Source organism: Afipia massiliensis, assembly GCF_001006325.2.
GTDB lineage: Bacteria > Pseudomonadota > Alphaproteobacteria > Rhizobiales > Xanthobacteraceae > Afipia > Afipia massiliensis_A.
Window position 1 is genome coordinate 3,538,320 of sequence record NZ_LBIA02000001.1, and the last position, 16,338, is coordinate 3,554,657.

The 16,338-nt window shown below is 63.2% G+C and carries 15 protein-coding genes and 2 tRNA genes; 5 read left to right on the forward strand and 12 right to left on the reverse strand.

All coding sequences use genetic code 11. From position 1 onward, the window contains the following. Positions 1 to 185: 185 nt before the first annotated feature. From YH63_RS17125 to der, 3 genes are all read left to right on the forward strand, one after another. Positions 186 to 839 carry a tetratricopeptide repeat protein gene (locus YH63_RS17125; protein WP_046826559.1) on the forward strand — a complete coding sequence of 218 codons (654 nt, stop codon included), beginning with the start codon at positions 186 to 188 and terminating at the stop codon, positions 837 to 839. A 12-nt stretch (positions 840 to 851) separates the two neighbouring features. Further along, positions 852 to 1,358 (forward strand): hypothetical protein, encoded by a 507-nt coding sequence (locus tag YH63_RS17130; RefSeq protein ID WP_046826558.1) that lies wholly within the window; start codon positions 852 to 854, stop codon positions 1,356 to 1,358. A 99-nt stretch (positions 1,359 to 1,457) separates the two neighbouring features. Then, positions 1,458 to 2,855, forward strand: a complete 1,398-nt coding sequence (gene der, locus YH63_RS17135; protein WP_046826557.1) for a ribosome biogenesis GTPase Der — start codon at positions 1,458 to 1,460, stop codon at positions 2,853 to 2,855. A gap of 43 nt (positions 2,856 to 2,898) precedes the next feature. Here der and YH63_RS17140 read toward each other — a convergent pair whose 3' ends face one another. After that, positions 2,899 to 3,276 carry a DUF2147 domain-containing protein gene (locus YH63_RS17140; protein ID WP_046826556.1) on the reverse strand — a complete coding sequence of 126 codons (378 nt, stop codon included), beginning with the start codon at positions 3,274 to 3,276 and terminating at the stop codon, positions 2,899 to 2,901. Positions 3,277 to 3,374: 98 nt separating this feature from the next. Further along, positions 3,375 to 4,118, reverse strand: coding sequence for an SDR family NAD(P)-dependent oxidoreductase (locus YH63_RS17145; RefSeq protein ID WP_046826555.1), 744 nt, complete (start codon positions 4,116 to 4,118; stop codon positions 3,375 to 3,377). A gap of 250 nt (positions 4,119 to 4,368) precedes the next feature. Here YH63_RS17145 and YH63_RS21960 point away from each other — a divergent pair, with 250 nt between their 5' ends. After that, the gene (locus YH63_RS21960; RefSeq protein ID WP_046826554.1) at positions 4,369 to 5,460 is read left to right on the forward strand and encodes a GNAT family N-acetyltransferase; all 1,092 of its coding nucleotides are present in this window, start codon (positions 4,369 to 4,371) and stop codon (positions 5,458 to 5,460) included. Positions 5,461 to 5,486: 26 nt separating this feature from the next. Here YH63_RS21960 and purF read toward each other — a convergent pair whose 3' ends face one another. The 9 genes from purF to YH63_RS21680 form a co-directional block, all read right to left on the reverse strand. Then, on the reverse strand, positions 5,487 to 7,007 hold the full coding sequence (gene purF, locus YH63_RS17155) for an amidophosphoribosyltransferase (RefSeq protein ID WP_083992536.1): 1,521 nt from the start codon (positions 7,005 to 7,007) through the stop codon (positions 5,487 to 5,489). A 43-nt stretch (positions 7,008 to 7,050) separates the two neighbouring features. After that, on the reverse strand, positions 7,051 to 7,695 hold the full coding sequence (locus YH63_RS17160) for a CvpA family protein (RefSeq protein ID WP_046826553.1): 645 nt from the start codon (positions 7,693 to 7,695) through the stop codon (positions 7,051 to 7,053). A gap of 244 nt (positions 7,696 to 7,939) precedes the next feature. Further along, positions 7,940 to 9,379 carry a DNA repair protein RadA gene (radA, locus tag YH63_RS17165; RefSeq protein ID WP_046826552.1) on the reverse strand — a complete coding sequence of 480 codons (1,440 nt, stop codon included), beginning with the start codon at positions 9,377 to 9,379 and terminating at the stop codon, positions 7,940 to 7,942. Between the two features lie 131 nt (positions 9,380 to 9,510). Then, a complete protein-coding gene (locus tag YH63_RS17170) occupies positions 9,511 to 10,005 on the reverse strand; it encodes an ester cyclase (protein WP_052753798.1) in 495 nt (164 codons plus the stop codon). A gap of 105 nt (positions 10,006 to 10,110) precedes the next feature. Next, positions 10,111 to 10,866, reverse strand: a complete 756-nt coding sequence (cnbZ, locus tag YH63_RS17175; protein ID WP_046826551.1) for a 2-amino-5-chloromuconate deaminase CnbZ — start codon at positions 10,864 to 10,866, stop codon at positions 10,111 to 10,113. A 68-nt stretch (positions 10,867 to 10,934) separates the two neighbouring features. Next, positions 10,935 to 12,110: an alanine racemase gene (gene alr, locus YH63_RS17180; RefSeq protein ID WP_046826550.1), complete on the reverse strand. Its 1,176-nt coding sequence runs from the start codon at positions 12,108 to 12,110 to the stop codon at positions 10,935 to 10,937. A gap of 76 nt (positions 12,111 to 12,186) precedes the next feature. Beyond that, positions 12,187 to 13,686 (reverse strand): replicative DNA helicase, encoded by a 1,500-nt coding sequence (locus YH63_RS17185; RefSeq protein ID WP_046826549.1) that lies wholly within the window; start codon positions 13,684 to 13,686, stop codon positions 12,187 to 12,189. Between the two features lie 353 nt (positions 13,687 to 14,039). Beyond that, positions 14,040 to 14,125: transfer RNA gene (locus YH63_RS17190), tRNA-OTHER, on the reverse strand. A gap of 30 nt (positions 14,126 to 14,155) precedes the next feature. Continuing rightward, positions 14,156 to 14,231 (reverse strand) — tRNA-Cys (locus YH63_RS21680). Positions 14,232 to 14,426: 195 nt separating this feature from the next. Between YH63_RS21680 and YH63_RS17195 the strand changes: the two genes are divergently transcribed. Then, positions 14,427 to 14,804 (forward strand): rhodanese-like domain-containing protein, encoded by a 378-nt coding sequence (locus tag YH63_RS17195; protein ID WP_046826548.1) that lies wholly within the window; start codon positions 14,427 to 14,429, stop codon positions 14,802 to 14,804. A 32-nt stretch (positions 14,805 to 14,836) separates the two neighbouring features. Here the strand turns inward: YH63_RS17195 and YH63_RS17200 are convergent, their stop codons facing one another. Next, positions 14,837 to 16,096 (reverse strand): SAM-dependent methyltransferase, encoded by a 1,260-nt coding sequence (locus YH63_RS17200; protein WP_046826547.1) that lies wholly within the window; start codon positions 16,094 to 16,096, stop codon positions 14,837 to 14,839. Positions 16,097 to 16,338: the final 242 nt, after the last annotated feature.

Here is a 16,338-nt window from a genome sequence, read left to right on the forward strand (position 1 = left end):
GGGTAAAGCAACGATGGGGACGCGCACACGTTCCAAAACAGTGTTAACGCTTTGATCCGGCTGACTTTGCCTTGTCGCCGCCATACCGGTACTGTATCCGCCACCGTCACTTAGGGGAGCCGCGCCAACCGCGCGGCAGACGACGGGTTCACACGTTTTCCAAACATACCGAGCGGGACAGTTAAGTGTCTGAAATATTTAATGAAATAGATGAAGACTTGCGCCGGGAGCAGTTCAAGAAGCTCTGGGAGCGATATTCGATCTTCATCATCGCGGCTGCGATTCTCATTGTCGCCGGCGTCGGCGGCTGGCGTGGCTACCAATACCTCGAAGCCAAGAAGGCCGCGGAGGCCGGATCGGCCTTTGAGGCTGCCATCGGGCTGTCCGAGCAGGGCAAGAAGACCGAGGCCGAGGCGGCTTTCGCGAAGATCGCCGCTGACGGTTCCAGGGGCTATCGCGGGCTGGCGCGGCTGCGCGCCGCTGCGGATGCGGCTGCTGCCGATCCGAAGGCTGCGGCCAAGCTTTACGACGGCATTGCCGCCGATCCGAGCATCGCGGTGACTGAACAGGATCTCGCGCGCATTCGCGCCGCAAGCCTGATGATGGAAGCCGAGCCCTACGCGGAGATGCGTCAGCGGCTTGAGCCGGCGAGCGGCGAGGGGCGGACCTTCCGGCATACCGCGCGCGAACTGCTCGCGTTGTCGGCGTACCGTGCGAATGACGCCACCGCCGCGCGCCAGTGGCTCGACATGATCGGCAACGATGCCCGCACACCGGCGAGCATGCGCAGCCGTGCCGAAGCATTGCAGGCCCTGCTGCCGCCCGCAGCGAAAAGCTGAAGCGAGACATCGATGCGCCGCCCGCAACGCTTGATTGCCGCCACTGTTCTTGCCGCGATGTCGGTCGCGCTTGCCGGCTGTTCCAGCGGCAGCTTCGATCCGACCGACATGATGGACTGGTTCGACACCAAGAAGAAAATTCCCGGCGAGCGCCGGCCGGTCTTCCCTGAAGGCGTCCCCGGTGTCGAGCAGGGCGTGCCGAAAGACCTGTACAAGGGCTCGCGTCAGGATCTGGCGCCGGCGGCCGAGGCTCCGCCGCCTGCGCCGGAGCCCCGAAAGCCGGCCGCACGGTCTGCGGCCCGCGAGGCCGAACCGTTCCCTCAACTGGTGGACGAGCCCAGCGCGGCCGCGCCGAAGATGAAGAAGCCCAAGCGAACCCGCATCACGGCACCGGAGCCTGACGCAGAGCCTGCACCCGCGCCGCAGCGGCAGCAGGCCGCGCCGCCGCCGCAGGCCGCACCACAACAGCAGCCATCTTCGTTCCCGGCGCCGTTGCCGAGCGGAGGCTTCGCGCGCTGACGATTTAAGCCCTCAACGCGGTCCCCGGATAATCCTAGGGACTGCGCCTTTTGATCCCCTTTATTGACATGAGGTCCGTAAAGGGCGAACGGATCACTCATGTCCTTCACCATTGCCATCATCGGCCGGCCCAATGTCGGCAAGTCGACCCTGTTCAACCGGCTGGTTGGGCAGAAGCTCGCGCTTGTCGATGACCAGCCGGGCGTGACGCGCGACCGCCGCGAGGGCGAAGGGCGTCTCGGCGATCTCGAATTCACGCTGATCGATACGGCCGGTCTCGACGAAGGCCCGAAGGGCTCGCTGACCGCACGGATGCAGGAGCAGACCGAGGCGGCCATCGCCCTGGCCGACGCGTTGATGTTCGTGATCGATGCGCGCGCAGGATTGACGCCGAACGACCGCGCCTTCGCCGATTTCGCGCGCCGCGCCAACAAGCCGGTGGTGCTCGTCGCCAACAAGAGCGAGGGCAAGGCCGGCGAGGCAGGTGCGATGGAAGCCTACGCACTTGGGCTCGGCGATCCGATTCCGATTTCCGCCGAGCACGGCGAAGGGCTGAGCGATCTCTACGACGCGCTGCGCGTGCTGATGCCGGAGCCGGTCGAAGAGGATGACGAAGAGGACGATCCGGAGTCGTTCGAGAACGTGGACGGCGAGGATGAAAGTCTTTCGACGCGCCCGATCCGTGTCGCGGTGCTTGGCCGCCCCAATGCCGGCAAGTCGACGCTGATCAATCGCCTGCTTGGCGAAGAGCGGCTGCTGACCAGTCCCGAAGCCGGAACGACGCGCGATTCCATCGCGGTCGATGTGACGTGGAAGGGCCGCGAGTTTCGCGTGTTCGACACCGCGGGTTTGCGGCGGCGCTCGCGCATTGAAGACAAGCTGGAAAAGCTGTCCGTGTCCGATGCGCTGCGCGCGGTGCGGTTCGCTGAAGTCGTCGTACTGATGATGGACTCGCAGAGCAAGTTCGAAGAACAGGATCTGCGGCTCGCCGATCTGATCGAGCGCGAGGGCCGCGCCCTCGTGATCGCGGTCAACAAGTGGGATCTGATGGACCGCGCACCGAGCCAGATCGCGAGGCTCCGCGAGGACGCTGACCATTTGCTGCCGCAGGTGAAGGGCATGCCGGTGGTCGCGGTGTCCGGCATGATGGGCGAGGGCATCGACCGGCTCATGAGCGCGATCGAGGATGCTTACAAGGTCTGGAACCGGCGCACCTCGACCGCGCAGCTCAATCGCTGGTTCGAGCAGGCGGTTCAGAACAATCCGCCGCCGGCGGTGTCAGGCCGTCGCCTCAAACTCAACTACATCACGCAGAGCAAGGCGCGTCCGCCGAGCTTTGTGGTGTTCTGCTCGCGCGCTGACGCCGTGCCGGAATCCTATCTGCGCTATCTGGTCAACAGCCTGCGCAGCACGTTCGACCTGCCCGGGACGCCGATGCGCATTACGCTGCGCGAGAAGGAAAATCCGTTCGCTCATAGAGCGAAGCGGAAGTCCTGAGCCGCCGGACCGATCGTCCGGCGCGCTCAGATTCAACGCGCGGTCAGTTCACCCGCGTCCACGTGGTGGATTTGCAGATCATGCCGCCCATGGCGCAGCCTGCGGTGGTGAGCGTGCTTCCTGACAGCGACATCTTGCCGGCATAGGTCTTGCCATCTTCGGGATTGAACGCGGAGCCCTTCCACGCATCCGTGCCGTCCGGCTTCATGTCGTAGAAAATACGCTGGCCGACCTTGGCCGGTGTTTCGATGCCCGGCTTGAGCCAGACAAGCGAACCGCAATACGCCCCGCCGCCGCATGGTCCGATTTTGACGCGGGATGCGCCGGTGTCGCGCAGCCACGTTCCGCTCGGGTCGCCCGCGAATGCAGGCGTGGCAATGAGTGCGAAAGCTGCAACTGCAGCTGCAATTCTGAATGTCATTCGGTTTCCCCTCTGATATGCGCCAGCCTCTTTGTGCCGGTTCGCGCAAATTGAACAGGGGGACCCGACGAGAGTCAATCGCGGCCGGCTGGGCGCGATCACGCCACCGGCGTGCGGAAGCTCTTAAGCGACTTGGTCGGATAGTCGAAGAACTTTCCGGTCTCGGTCCATGACGGCGCGCACATCGGCACGATGAACTCCGCCGCCTGTTCGGGCGTGTCGAGGATCATCGGGTCTTCGCCGGGCATCACGGTCGCGCGCATGCGGGTGCGGATCGGTCCGGGGCTGAACAGGTTGACGCGGATCGGCGTGGTCGCGGTTTCGTTCGCCCACACCCGCACGAGGGCATCGAGCGCCGCCTTCGATGCCGCGTAGGGGCCCATATAGGCGGTTGCCTTGCTGGCGATGCCCGACGTGATGAACACCGCGCGTCCGGCGTCGGATTTCTGCAGCAACGGCTCCATGCAGCGGATCAACTGGAAATTCGCCGTGGTGTTGACCGCGAACATGTTGTTCCAGAATTTCGGCTCGGTATGGCCGAGCGGCGACGACGTCCCCGCGACGCCGGCATTGCCGATCAGAATGTCGAGCTTGCCGTGGCGTTCGTTCAGTGCAGCGCCCAGACGCGCGATGCCGTCGAGATCGGTCATGTCCAGTGGCACCAGCGTGGCGCTGCCGCCGTCGGCGCGGATGGCGTCGTCGAGTTCCTCGAGCCCGCCCTGCGTGCGCGCAACGGCAATGACATGCGCGCCGGCGCGCGCCAGCGCACGCGCCGTGGCGTAGCCGATGCCGCGCGATGCGCCGGTGACGAGAGCGATGCGGGAGGCGAGAGGTTTGGTCATTCTTAAACTCATCCAGCGAGCGTCATGCTTGGCCTCGTGCCAGCATCCACGCCTTTGCGACAGGGTTTTATAGACGTGGATGGCCGGGCGAAAGGGCGTTCACGCCCGTCTTCGACGGGCTATGCCCGGCCATGACCGAAAGACGATTGCGCTGGTCTTGCTTGGTGTGTCTCGAAGCCGGGGCCCGATCCGTGCTACACGGCCGGGCATGACCCTGAACTCTCCACCCGCCGGACGCCCCTGGCGGGCCATGTCGGTTGCAGACCTTCCGGCCGTCAATGCGCTGGCCACCCGCATTCATCCGGACTATCCGGAGGATGCTGCGGTGTTTGCCGAGCGCCTGCGGCTGTATGCTGCGGGCTGCCGGGTGCTGGAGGACGAACAAGGCCTCGTCGCCTATGTCGTCAGCCATCCGTGGCGGCATCTGGAACCGCCGCCGCTGAACGCGTTGCTCGGCGCGCTGCCGCCGCAGCCGTCGACGTTCTACATCCACGATCTCGCGCTGGCGCCGGAGGCGCAGGGCACCGGGGCGGGAGCGGATATCGTAGCGTTGCTCGCGGATCATGCGTCCGCCAGCGGGCTTTCCAGCATGTCTCTGATCGCGGTCAACGGCTCAGCGGGATTCTGGCAACGCCAGGGGTTTGAGTCGGTGGATGACCCGCTGCTGGACGCCAAGTTGCGCAGCTATGGGGACGACGCACGTTTCATGGCGCGAACGCTTGGGGCCGCCGGATGGCATCCGTCGTCGAAAGAGATCGGCGCGCTGTACGAGCGTCACGCCACGGCGTTTGACCGGGATCGCGGCAAGCGGCTGGTCGAGCGCGCGTGGTTCGAACGGTTCAGACAGGTTATGCCGGAAGGTGCGGACGTGCTCGATCTTGGATGCGGATCGGGGGAGCCGGTCGCGCGCTACCTGATCGAGGCGGGACATCGCGTCACCGGTGTGGATTCATCGCCGACGCTGATCGGCCTCTGCCGCTCGCGCTTCCCGGACGAGACATGGATCGCGGGCGACATGCGCGACGTCTCACTGCCCCGCCACTTCGGCGGCATTGTCGCTTGGAACAGCTTCTTCCACCTGACCCCGGACGATCAGCGCCGGATGTTCAGGATCTTTCGCGATCACGCGGAGCCCGGCGCCGCGCTGATGTTCACCAGCGGGCCGGGCGCCGGTGAGGCAATCGGCGCATATCAGGGCGAGGCGCTCTATCACGCGAGCCTCGCTACGGCGGAATATGAGGTGCTTCTCGCGGCGCACGGCTTTTCAGTCGTGCAGCATGTGGTGGAGGATCCGGATTGCGGAGGCCTGACGGTGTGGCTTACGCGGATGCTACCCGGCTGACCGGCGCATCCGCGAGAACTCCGGACTTAGCTCGCTTCGGCCAGCAGCGAGAGCTGGCGCGGCTGCGGCTCGACCTGGTTCTGGTCGGTGAGATTGGTCGGATAGGCGCCGGTGAAGCAGTGATCCGAGAATTTTGGATTGGCGGGATCGCGGCCCGGCTCGCCCATGGCGCGGTACATGCCGTCCACTGACAGGAACGCCAGCGAATCCGCGCCGATGATGTCGCGCATTTCCTCGACGCTGTGGGTGGCGGCGAGCAGTCCGCCGCGGTCCGGCAGGTCGATGCCGTAATAATCGGGATGCAAGATCGGCGGCGAGGCGAGACGGAAGTGCACTTCCTTCGCGCCGGCGTCGCGCATCATGCGCACAATCTTTTTGGAGGTGGTGCCGCGCACCAGCGAGTCGTCGATCAGGATGATGCGCTTGCCTTCGATGGCGGCGCGATTCGCCGAATGCTTCATGCGCACACCGAGTTCGCGCACGCTCTGCGTCGGCTGAATGAAAGTGCGGCCGACATAATGGTTGCGGATGATGCCGAGTTCGAACGGCACGCCGGAATGCTGGCTGTAGCCGACGGCGGCGGGCACGCCGGAATCCGGCACCGGCACCACGACATCGACATCGACATGGCTTTCGCGCGCGAGCTGCGCGCCGAACGCCTTGCGGACTTCATAAACCGAGCGACCGCCGACGATGGAGTCCGGCCGCGAGAAATAAATGTATTCGAAGATGCAGGGGCGGGGCGGCTGCGGCGGGAACGGCTTGTGGCTTTCCTTGCCGTGCTCGTCGAACACGATGACTTCGCCGGGCTCGATATCGCGCAGGTAGCGCGCGCCGATGATGTCAAGCGCGCAGGTTTCCGACGCGAGAATAGGACAGCCATCGAGTTCGCCGAGCACCAGCGGGCGGATGCCGAGCGGGTCGCGCGCGCCGATCAACTTCTTGTTGGTCAGCGACACCAGCGCATAGCCGCCTTCGATGGCGCGCAACGCCTCGATGTAGCGCTCGATGAACCGGCCGCGTTTGGACTGCGCGACCAGATGCAGGATCACTTCGGTATCGGAGGTGGACTGCATGATGGCGCCGTGGCGGACCAGTTCGTGGCGCAGCGTCAGGCCGTTGGTGAGATTGCCGTTGTGGGCGACGGCGAAGCCGCCAGCATTGAGTTCGGCGAACAGCGGCTGCACGTTGCGCAGGATGGTGCCGCCGGTGGTTGAATAGCGGGTATGGCCGACGGCCATGTTGCCGGGCAGGCGCGCGATCACTTCGGCGCGGGAGAAGGTGTCGCCGACGAGGCCGAGGCGGCGTTCGGAATGAAAGCGGTCGTTGTCGTAGGTGACAATGCCGGCGGCTTCCTGGCCGCGATGCTGAAGCGCGTGAAGGCCGAGCGCTGTGATGGCGGCGGCTTCCGGGTGTCCGAAGATGCCGAACACGCCGCACTCCTCGCGAAGCGTGTCGCCGTTCAGGTCCTTGTCCAGATCATGGTCGAGATCGTAGTCGGATTTGGAGGGGGGAGTGGGAGATTGATCGCCAGAAGGGGTTTTCATATGGTTCACCGCACCCTTGTCTGAAGCAGGACTAGTACCAAGCCTAGCGTCCTGCGGCTTTGCCTTCGATCAATTGCTTCATCCCGTCACGGGATGATTTTCCGTACCCGCCGTCGTTCCCCACCGTTGCTGTTGTGCGCGGTTCGGGAGCAGCATCGGTCTGCTCCTCGTCGCCCTTTTTCTTGAACCTCTTCAAGATGGTGTTCTCGGGGTCATCCGGCAAGAGCGTCATCAGCCAATCGCCGGTTCCCTGCAACATCACCCGCGACTTGGCGCTACGGACCCAATCGGGCTGTTGTTTGTCCGGCACCAGCCAGGCGAAGAACAAAAACGCCACCACCATGATCAATAGTCCGCGAGCGAGCCCGAACAGGAAACCGAGGGTGCGGTCGAGCGCGCCGATCCGCGAATCCAGGATCATGTCCGAGATACGCACGGTGATGATCGAGACCACGATCAGCGTCAGGATGAATACGCCGGCGACAACGGCCACTGCGGCCACGGTCTCGTTGTTGAAGTAGGTTTTCGCGGTCGGCAGCAGCTTCTGGTAGGCGTAGAGCGTCGTCAGGGCGGCTGCGCCCCACGCGGCGATGGACAGAATCTCGCGCATGAAGCCGCGGATCATCGCCAGAAGGCCCGACAACAACATCACGGCAAGAACGATAATGTCGAGAAGCGTTATCGGCATCGGATGGTCAGGTCCGCTTTCAGTTTCAGAACTGCGAATCGGGTTGCTCAATCCCCGGATAGCTGACGGCCATATCGCACGTCCCGCAAGAGCCGGGAACCCGCAAAAAGCCTGACATCAACGGCAAATCTGCATCGCTGCCATGGATCGCCCGTTGCGGTTAACGGTCCGTAGCGGGCGCGGCGTGAAGCTCTTGCGACGTCGCCGGTTGTATAGCGTCCAGCCTCGCGAGCGTCACCGGAATCTAGCCGTCCTGACTGGCAAATCGCTTGTCTGCTGCAGATTTTCCCGAAGCTGTGGCTTTACGGCCCCTTGCCGCGATGTCCGCGACCAGCGAGGTGAGCGATCCCACCGTATTGAGGGTCAGTCCGGCGTCGCCCACGGCATCGCCGCGGGCTGTTTCGGGGAGAATTGCGCGGCCGAAACCGAGCTTGGCGGCTTCCTTGAGCCGCGCGGACGTTTGGGCCACCGGGCGAACCGCGCCGGACAGCGAGATTTCACCGAAATAGACCGCATCGACGGGGAGCGGCGCATTGGCGAGCGACGATACCAGCGCAGCCGCCGCCGCCATGTCGGCTGCGGGCTCGTTGATGCGCAGGCCGCCGGCGACGTTGAAATAGACGTCGTAGCCGGAGAGCTTGACGCCGCAATGGGCCTCCAGCACCGCCAGCACCATCGACAGGCGGCTGGACTCCCAGCCCACCACGGCGCGGCGCGGTGTGCCGAGCGTGGTCGGCACCACCAGCGCCTGCAATTCGACCAGCACCGGGCGCGTGCCCTCAAGGCCGGCGAACACGGCGGTGCCGGGACTGCCGAGATCGCGCTCCGAGAGAAATAGTTCGGACGGATTAGAGACTTCGCGCAGGCCGAGCCCCGTCATTTCGAACACGCCGATCTCGTCGGTGGGGCCGAAGCGGTTCTTCACCGCACGCAGGATTCTGAATTGCTGCGAGCCTTCGCCCTCGAAGCTCATCACCGCGTCGACCATGTGCTCGACCACGCGCGGGCCGGCGATCTGGCCGTCTTTCGTGACGTGACCGACGAGGATCAGGGCCGCGCCGGATTTCTTGGCAAAACGAATGAGCGCCTGCGCGGATGCGCGCACCTGCGTCACGGTGCCGGGGGCGGATTCCACCGTGTCGGTCCACATGGTCTGGATGGAATCGATCACGACCAGACGCGGTGGAGTTCCTTCCGACAGCGTGGCGATGATGTCTTCAACGGAAGTCTGCGCGGCCAGTTGCACGGCGGCGTCCGCAAGGCCGAGACGCGCGGCGCGGAGCCGGACCTGCGCGACGGCTTCTTCGCCGGAGATGTAGACCACGCGATGTCCCGCGCGGGCCATCAGGCTGGTCGCTTGCGTGAGCAGTGTCGATTTGCCGATGCCGGGATCGCCGCCGACCAGCAGCACCGAGCCGCGCACGAAGCCGCCGCCGGTGACGCGATCCAATTCTGTCATTCCCGACGACAGGCGAGGCGCCTCGGGACTCGAACCGGTGAGGCTTTCCAGCGCGAACGGCCGACCCTTGCGCTTGGGGCGCAAATTCGCGGGCATGGATGTCGCGCCGGTGGTGTCCTCTTCCGTCAGCGTGTTCCACTCGCTGCAGGACTCGCACTTGCCCTGCCACTTGTTATAGGCGGCACCGCAATTCTGGCAGACGAAGGAGAGGGCGTTTTTCGCCATGAACGGTGCAACCGGGGGCCAGAAGAGCGGGAATCGAATGTTCTTCTTTTGTTCACGAAGGGCGAACGAAAGTCAACCCCGATATGGAGAATCCCAACGCGGTGCTGAAGGAGCGGAGCGTCGATGCCTTACTAAGCGAGGCCAATCTGCTTCATGAACGAGAGGTTGTCCCAGAACAAGTATTCCTCGTCCATCACGCCATTCGTCCAGTGTCCAACGGTACACATCGCGAGCTTGAACGCCTTGCCAGTCGGGGGGACGGTTTTGCCATCCGGTGTTGGCATCGGCTTGGTGAACGTTCCTTCCATTTCGCCGATGACGCTAGTCCAGTCGCCGGCGGCGATCCTGACCGGGTGAACCTTGATGCGTGTGTCGGGTGCATAGACGAACATCGCGCTCAGTTCTTCAATGTGGGGCTTGATGCCCCGGACCTGACGTCCATCGGGCCAATGCACAAGAATATCTTCAGCATGTGTCTCGTGCAGCCGAACCCACTCTTGATTGCTAAAGACGTTGAAGTCCAGATCATCGAATTTCGCGAGGTGGACGTTGGCGAGTTGCTCGGCCTCCTCGTATTTTCGTAGCTTGGCTTCCGTGGATTGGGTGTCCGGTGCGTTATCGACCATGACTTGCCTCCTGCGTCTTTCAATCGGGGGGCGACCCCGGCAGCAGCGGCTTTCGTCGGAAACCAATTTTAGCATAAGCACGCGCATAGCGCATGTCTTTAAAGCCTAACGCGCGTCGATCACCAGTTCGGTCCGCACACACCGCACGTCGACTTCGAATTCCATGCCGATCACCGGCGGCCACGCCGGATACCAGGCGAGGCCGATCTGACTGATGTTGTCCTCGGCGAATACCGTGTCGAGCAGCGGGCGGATGTCGTGGACGGTGTAGATCTGCGCCGCGGTAACGGCGGTCCAGTCGCATCCCAGCGCCTCGACGCGGTCGCGCATCGCGTTCATGACGAAGCGTGCCTTGATCTCAAGCCCCTTCAGCGAGACGTCACGGCCGCCGACAATGCGGTCGGTGGTGACGCCGTCGCGGATTTCAGGCTTGCCCGAAATCAGGAAGTCGCCCGATGCGCCGGTTTCGGGGACCGTATAGGTGAAAGCGAAGAACATCGCCTCAGTGGGGACTTCGGTGATCGGCGCAAGGTTGCTGCGCGCCAGCGGATTGATGTCGCCGGCCTTGCATCCCCACTGATGCAGCGTCTTCAGATACTCGCCGTTGAACGCCTGAAACTGTTCGACTGTCATGGCGGCGGGCGAGCGCAGTTCGCAGGCGGCGAGCGCCGTGACCGGGCGGCCCTCGCGTTCGAGGTGCGCCTTGATGAAGGCGAATCCATCGGCCATCGGGATCGGACGCGCGAAACGCACCCGGCGCAGCGCGTAGCCGGGCATCGGGGCGACGCCGCTTGAGAACGGCCCGCCGGGCGAGACGATGAACCTGTAGTTTCCGGGTTTGAATTCCGTGACGTCGGGCATCGGTCGTCCTTCTTTTTATTTGGGCATGATCTTTCCGAAAACCGGTGCCCACTTTTCGGGATCAAGCCCTATTGGCCGCCCTTGTAGACACGAGTGTAGCGCTTGCCGAGGCTGGTCAGCACCTCGTAGCCGATGGTGTCGAAGTGATGCGCGAGTTCATCGACCGTGATCTCCTTGTTGAGCAGTGTCACCAGCGCGCCGCGGCGGGTTGCGCCGGGCGGAAGGGCCGTGATGTCGATCGCCATCAGGTCCATCGAGATGCGTCCGGCGACCGGGCAGCGTTTGCCAGCGACCATCGCTTCGGCGCTGCGCATGTTGTCGATGCTGCCCGCCGCGCGGAAATATCCGTCGGCGTAACCCGCGGTGACGATGGCCAGCTTTGTCGGCTGCCGTGCGGTCCAGGTGCCGCCGTATCCGACGTGCTCACCCTTCTCGATGTTGCGGACCTGCGCCACGCGCACCTTGAGATCGACCACCGGCAGCACCGGCGTGTCGGCTTCCGGCGTCGGGTTGACGCCGTAGAGAGCCGCACCGGGGCGCACCAGATCGAAATGGAATTGGGGCCCGAGAAAAATGCCGGAGGAATTCGCCAGCGAGGCGGGGACGCCGGAAAACAGCGATGCGATTTCGCGGAACGCCGCCACCTGCCGTCCGTTCGCCGGATCGTGCAGCATCTCGGCGCTGGTGAGATGGCTCATCACCAGCGAGATGCCGTGATTGCCGCTCTTGATCCGCGGAAGCAGCGCCTGCGCTTCCATGACGCGAAAGCCGAGGCGATTCATGCCGGTGTCGATATGGATCGCCGCTTTGCCGTCCCAGCCGCTGGTGGTGCGGAACGCGTCCCATTCGGCGAGTTCGGTGGCGTCGCCGATCACCGGACGGCAATCGATCTTCGCATACTGGTCGCCCGCGCCCGGAAAAAATCCGTCGAGCACGTAGATCGCGGAGGTCGCCGTGACCTCGCGTGCCGCGCGCGCCTCATCGAGGGTTGCGACGAAGAACGTCCGGCAACCGGCCTTCGCCAGCGCGCGGGTCACCTGCGTGATGCCGCAGCCATAGGCGTCGGCCTTCACGACAGCGGCGCAATCCGCAGGCACGGCCTGACTGCCGAGCTTGCGCCAGTTGGCGACGATGGCGTCGAGGTCGATGGTCAGGATGCCGGTCGCGCCGGCAGGCAAGGGCGCGTCTGCGGCGACGGCAGCAGTAGCGTTGTCGGGAGACTTGAGGTCGGAAGCAGGAGTCATTGGCTCAGCAAAGGGTTCGCAGCGAGTTTGATTCAGAAAACTCTAGCACACTCTTTGCGCGCGGAAGTACCGCCGATCAGCCAAATCGCTCAGGCAACTGGGCATCCGGCGCGAGATCACCGAAACGCGTGACGCTGGCATCGAACTGCAGGTTGATGGTGCCGGTGGGGCCGTGACGCTGCTTGCCGATGATGACTTCGGCCTTGCCGTGCACCAGCGACATGTCGAGTTGCCACTTTTCGTGTTCGGGGGTGCCGGGGCGCGGCTCCTTGCTCTGCAGATAGTATTCCTCGCGGTACACGAACAGCACCACGTCGGCGTCCTGTTCGATCGATCCCGATTCACGCAAGTCGGAGAGTTGCGGGCGCTTGTCGTCGCGGCTTTCGACCTGACGCGACAACTGCGACAGTGCGATGATCGGAACGCTCAGCTCCTTGGCCAGCGCCTTGAGGCCGGTGGTGATTTCGGTGATTTCCTGCACGCGGTTGTCGGAGCGGCGGCCCGATCCTGACAGAAGCTGGATGTAATCGATGATCAGAAGATCGAGACCCTTCTGCCGCTTCAGCCGCCGCGCGCGCGCGGTGAGCTGCGAGATCGACAGGCCGCCGCTGTCATCGACGTAGAACGGCAGGTTCTGCATTTCGATAGAGTGGTCGCGGATCTTGTCGAAGTCGGATTCGCTGATGCCGCCGCGGCGGATCGAGCTCGACGAGATGCCCGTGCGCTCGGCGAGAATACGTGTGGCGAGCTGCTCCGCCGACATTTCGAGCGAGAAGAAGCCGACGATGCCGCCATCGACGGACTTCATCTGGCCGTCGGCCTGTACTTCGCCGCGCCATGCTCGCGCAATATTAAAGGCGATGTTGGTTGCCAGCGCGGTCTTGCCCATCGCCGGGCGGCCGGCGAGGACGATCAGATCGGATGGCTGCAGGCCGCCCATCTTCGTGTCCATTTCGCGCAGGCCGGAGGCCAATCCCGACAGATTGCCGTCGCGGCTGTAGGCGGCCGCGGCCATGTCGACCGCAACCGTCAATGCCTGCGAGAATTTCTGGAAGCCGCCGTCGTAGCGGCCGGACTCGGCGAGATCGTAAAGCTTTTTCTCGGCGTCCTCGATCTGCGCGCGGGGCGCGAAGTCCACCGGCGCGTCGAACGCGACATTGACCATGTCTTCGCCGACGCGGATGAGATCGCGCCGGATCGAGAGATCATAGACGGTGCGCCCGTAGTCCTGCGCGTTGATGATGGTCGTTGCTTCGGCGGCGAGGCGGGCAAGGTATTGTCCGACCGTCATGCCGCCGATGTCAGTATCGGCGGGAACAAACGTCTTGAGCGTCACCGGAGTGGCGATCTTGCCGGCGCGGATCAGGCTGGCGGAGGTCTCGAAGATCAGCGAATGGATCGGCTCGAAGAAGTGCTTCGGCTCAAGGAAATCCGAGACGCGGTAGAACGCATCGTTGTTGACGAGGATGGCGCCGAGAAGTCCCTGTTCGGCCTCGATATTATGGGGCGCAACCCTGTAAGCGGGCGTGCCGGCCTCCGGCGCGAGCTTGATAATGTTCGAATCGGTAATCGCCATGAGTATTGAATGTTCTTCTAATCGGACCAAAGCAGGGCAAGGCAGGAGACTGACCCAACTCATAGGCCTGTCCGTTCGTCGCTCAAAATGATTCAAGCAAGCTATCCCCCACCAACACGCCGCAGTGGAGAAGATGGCGGAAACGCTTGATTTGCGCCGCGCGATCGTTTCGCGCACGTCATTCAGCGAAACTTCCGGGCGGCTGTTTCAGGCTTGCTTCAAACGATTGCCTGAAGCTGCTGACATACAAGACAGATGATCAGCCACATGGCTCTGATGTCAGGGAGTTCCACCGAAAGAACTTCGCAAAAAGAACGCTGCCTCCAATTGGGAAGCGGCGGTATCATAAGAAATGGAGGAAAGGGACAGGATTCGAACCTTCGACACGGTTTCCCGTGTGCCGCGTTAGCGGTGCCTTAAGCCACTCAGCCACCTTTCCAAGACTTCAAACTTCAAAGACTTCAAAACTTGGAGGCCCAGCCTGGATTTGAACCAGGATATGAAGCGTTTGCCGCGCTCCCGCGTAGACTTTCCGCCACCGGGCCATGCATCAAGCGTGCACCAACAGTTGGACCCGCGCAATTACAGATCGAGTCGTTGGTTAATGTGCGTCAGCGAAAGGGCGATATATCAGATTGAGCTGCCTGTGGATTCACCATAGGTTTCGGCGGCGCGTGGCGATCCTGACTAGCGGGCTGGGATCTAAGGAGCTTCCTTTCCCCTGAAACGAGAGGTTCAAGATGGTTACGAGCGTGAAGCAGTTGATGGCTGAAGCCAACGCAGCAGTTCCGAAGATCACTCCGGCCGAGGCGCGCGAGATGATTGCAAAAGGCAATACGCTGGTGGTCGACGTGCGCGATGCGCACGAGGTGGAGAAGAGCGGCAAGATTGCCGGGGCGGTCAATGTCTCGCGCGGCATGCTGGAATTCCGCGCCGATCCTGAATCGCCTTATCACGACAAGAATTTCGCCAAGGACAAAACTGTCATCGTTTATTGCGCGTCCGGTGGCCGATCCGCGCTGAGCGGCAAGGCGCTCAAGGATTTGGGTTACGGCGAAGTCTTCAACGCCGGCGCCTTCAAGGACTGGGCGGAAAGCGGTGGGGCGGTCGAAGCCTGATCCTGGCACTGCGTCCGGATCGCTAGATCGGCTTATTCGCCCGCGAGCCGCAGCACCGGACGCTTGGTCGCCTCGGCCTCGCGCAGCCGCTGCTCCTCGCGGGCGATGTAGTCGCGCGTGATCGGAACCACACCTTGCCGTTTGCTGAGCTGAATCTGGAACACCATCATGCTCTGCTTGCGAAACGACATCTCGGACGACGCAAGGTAGAATTCCCACATCCGCACAAAGCGTTCGTCGTACAGCTTCGCAGCTTCCTCGCGGCGGGCGAGGAAGCGCTCGCGCCACGCCTTCAACGTTTCGGCGTAGTGCAGCCGCAGGACTTCAACGTCATTGACCAGAAGTCCGGCCCGCTCGATCGCAGGCAGCACCTCGGATAATGCCGGAATATAGCCGCCGGGGAAAATGTACTTTGCGATCCACGGATTGGTGATGCCGGGGCCTTCCGAACGCCCGATCGAATGCAGCACCATCACCCCGTCGTCGGCGAGCAGTTCCGCGCAGCGCTTGAAGTAGGTGTCGTAGTAATCGACGCCCACATGTTCGAACATGCCGACGGAGACGATGCGGTCGAACGGACCGGGTGTCTCACGATAATCCTGCAGACGGAATTCGGCGCGGCCGGTCAGGTTCAATTCACCGGCGCGTGCGTTCGATACGCCGAGTTGTTCCTCGGACAGGGTGACGCCGGTCACCTTCGCGCCGGTCATTCCCGCAAGGTAAAGGCCGAGGCCGCCCCAGCCGGACCCGATGTCGAGCAGGCGGTGATCCGGCTTGACCAGCAGCTTGGCGGCGAGGTGGCGCTTCTTGGCGAGCTGCGCGTCGTCGAGCGTCGACTCCGGCGTCTCGAAGTATGCGCAACTGTATTGCATATCGGCGTCGAGGAAGAGGCGATACAGCCGCCCGTCGAGATCGTAGTGGCTGGCGACGTTGCGCTTCGAACGCTCGGGTGGATTGAACTGCTGCCAGTGCCGGATCAGGTAACGGAGCCACCACCGCACCCTCGACCAGCGCGGCACCATGTCGGGCTGGTTAAGCGCGATGGCCAGGAGGTCCGCGATCGAGCCGTTTTCGACGATAAAGTCGCCGTCCGTATAGATCTCTCCGATGGCCAGTTCCGGATCGAGCAGCAGATGCCGCTGGGCCTCCGCTGTCAGGAATCTGACCGAGACGGGCCGGCCCGTTCCGTCGCCGCAGGTAAAGGTGGCGCCGCTTGACGTCGTGAACGTCACCGAGCCCCGGCGGATGAACTGGCTCAGGAAAAACCGCAGCAGGCGATCCATCGAACGCATGTCCAACGATCCAATGTGGTCTCACATGTAGATAAATGTTGGTATTTTTTGTTCCGGTTTCAATCGTATTTTGACGTAGGCCGGGGTCGTGGAAGGCTGATCTGCATTTTTGTCTGGTGAGTCGATGGCGGCATGCCGAAAGGGCGGCTGCCAACAGGTTCACGCAGTTGCGAAATCTCGGTACTTCCATTCGCGGCATAATCCGCTAAAGGTGACCGCGAGGCTGAGGGCAGGGCTGGGGC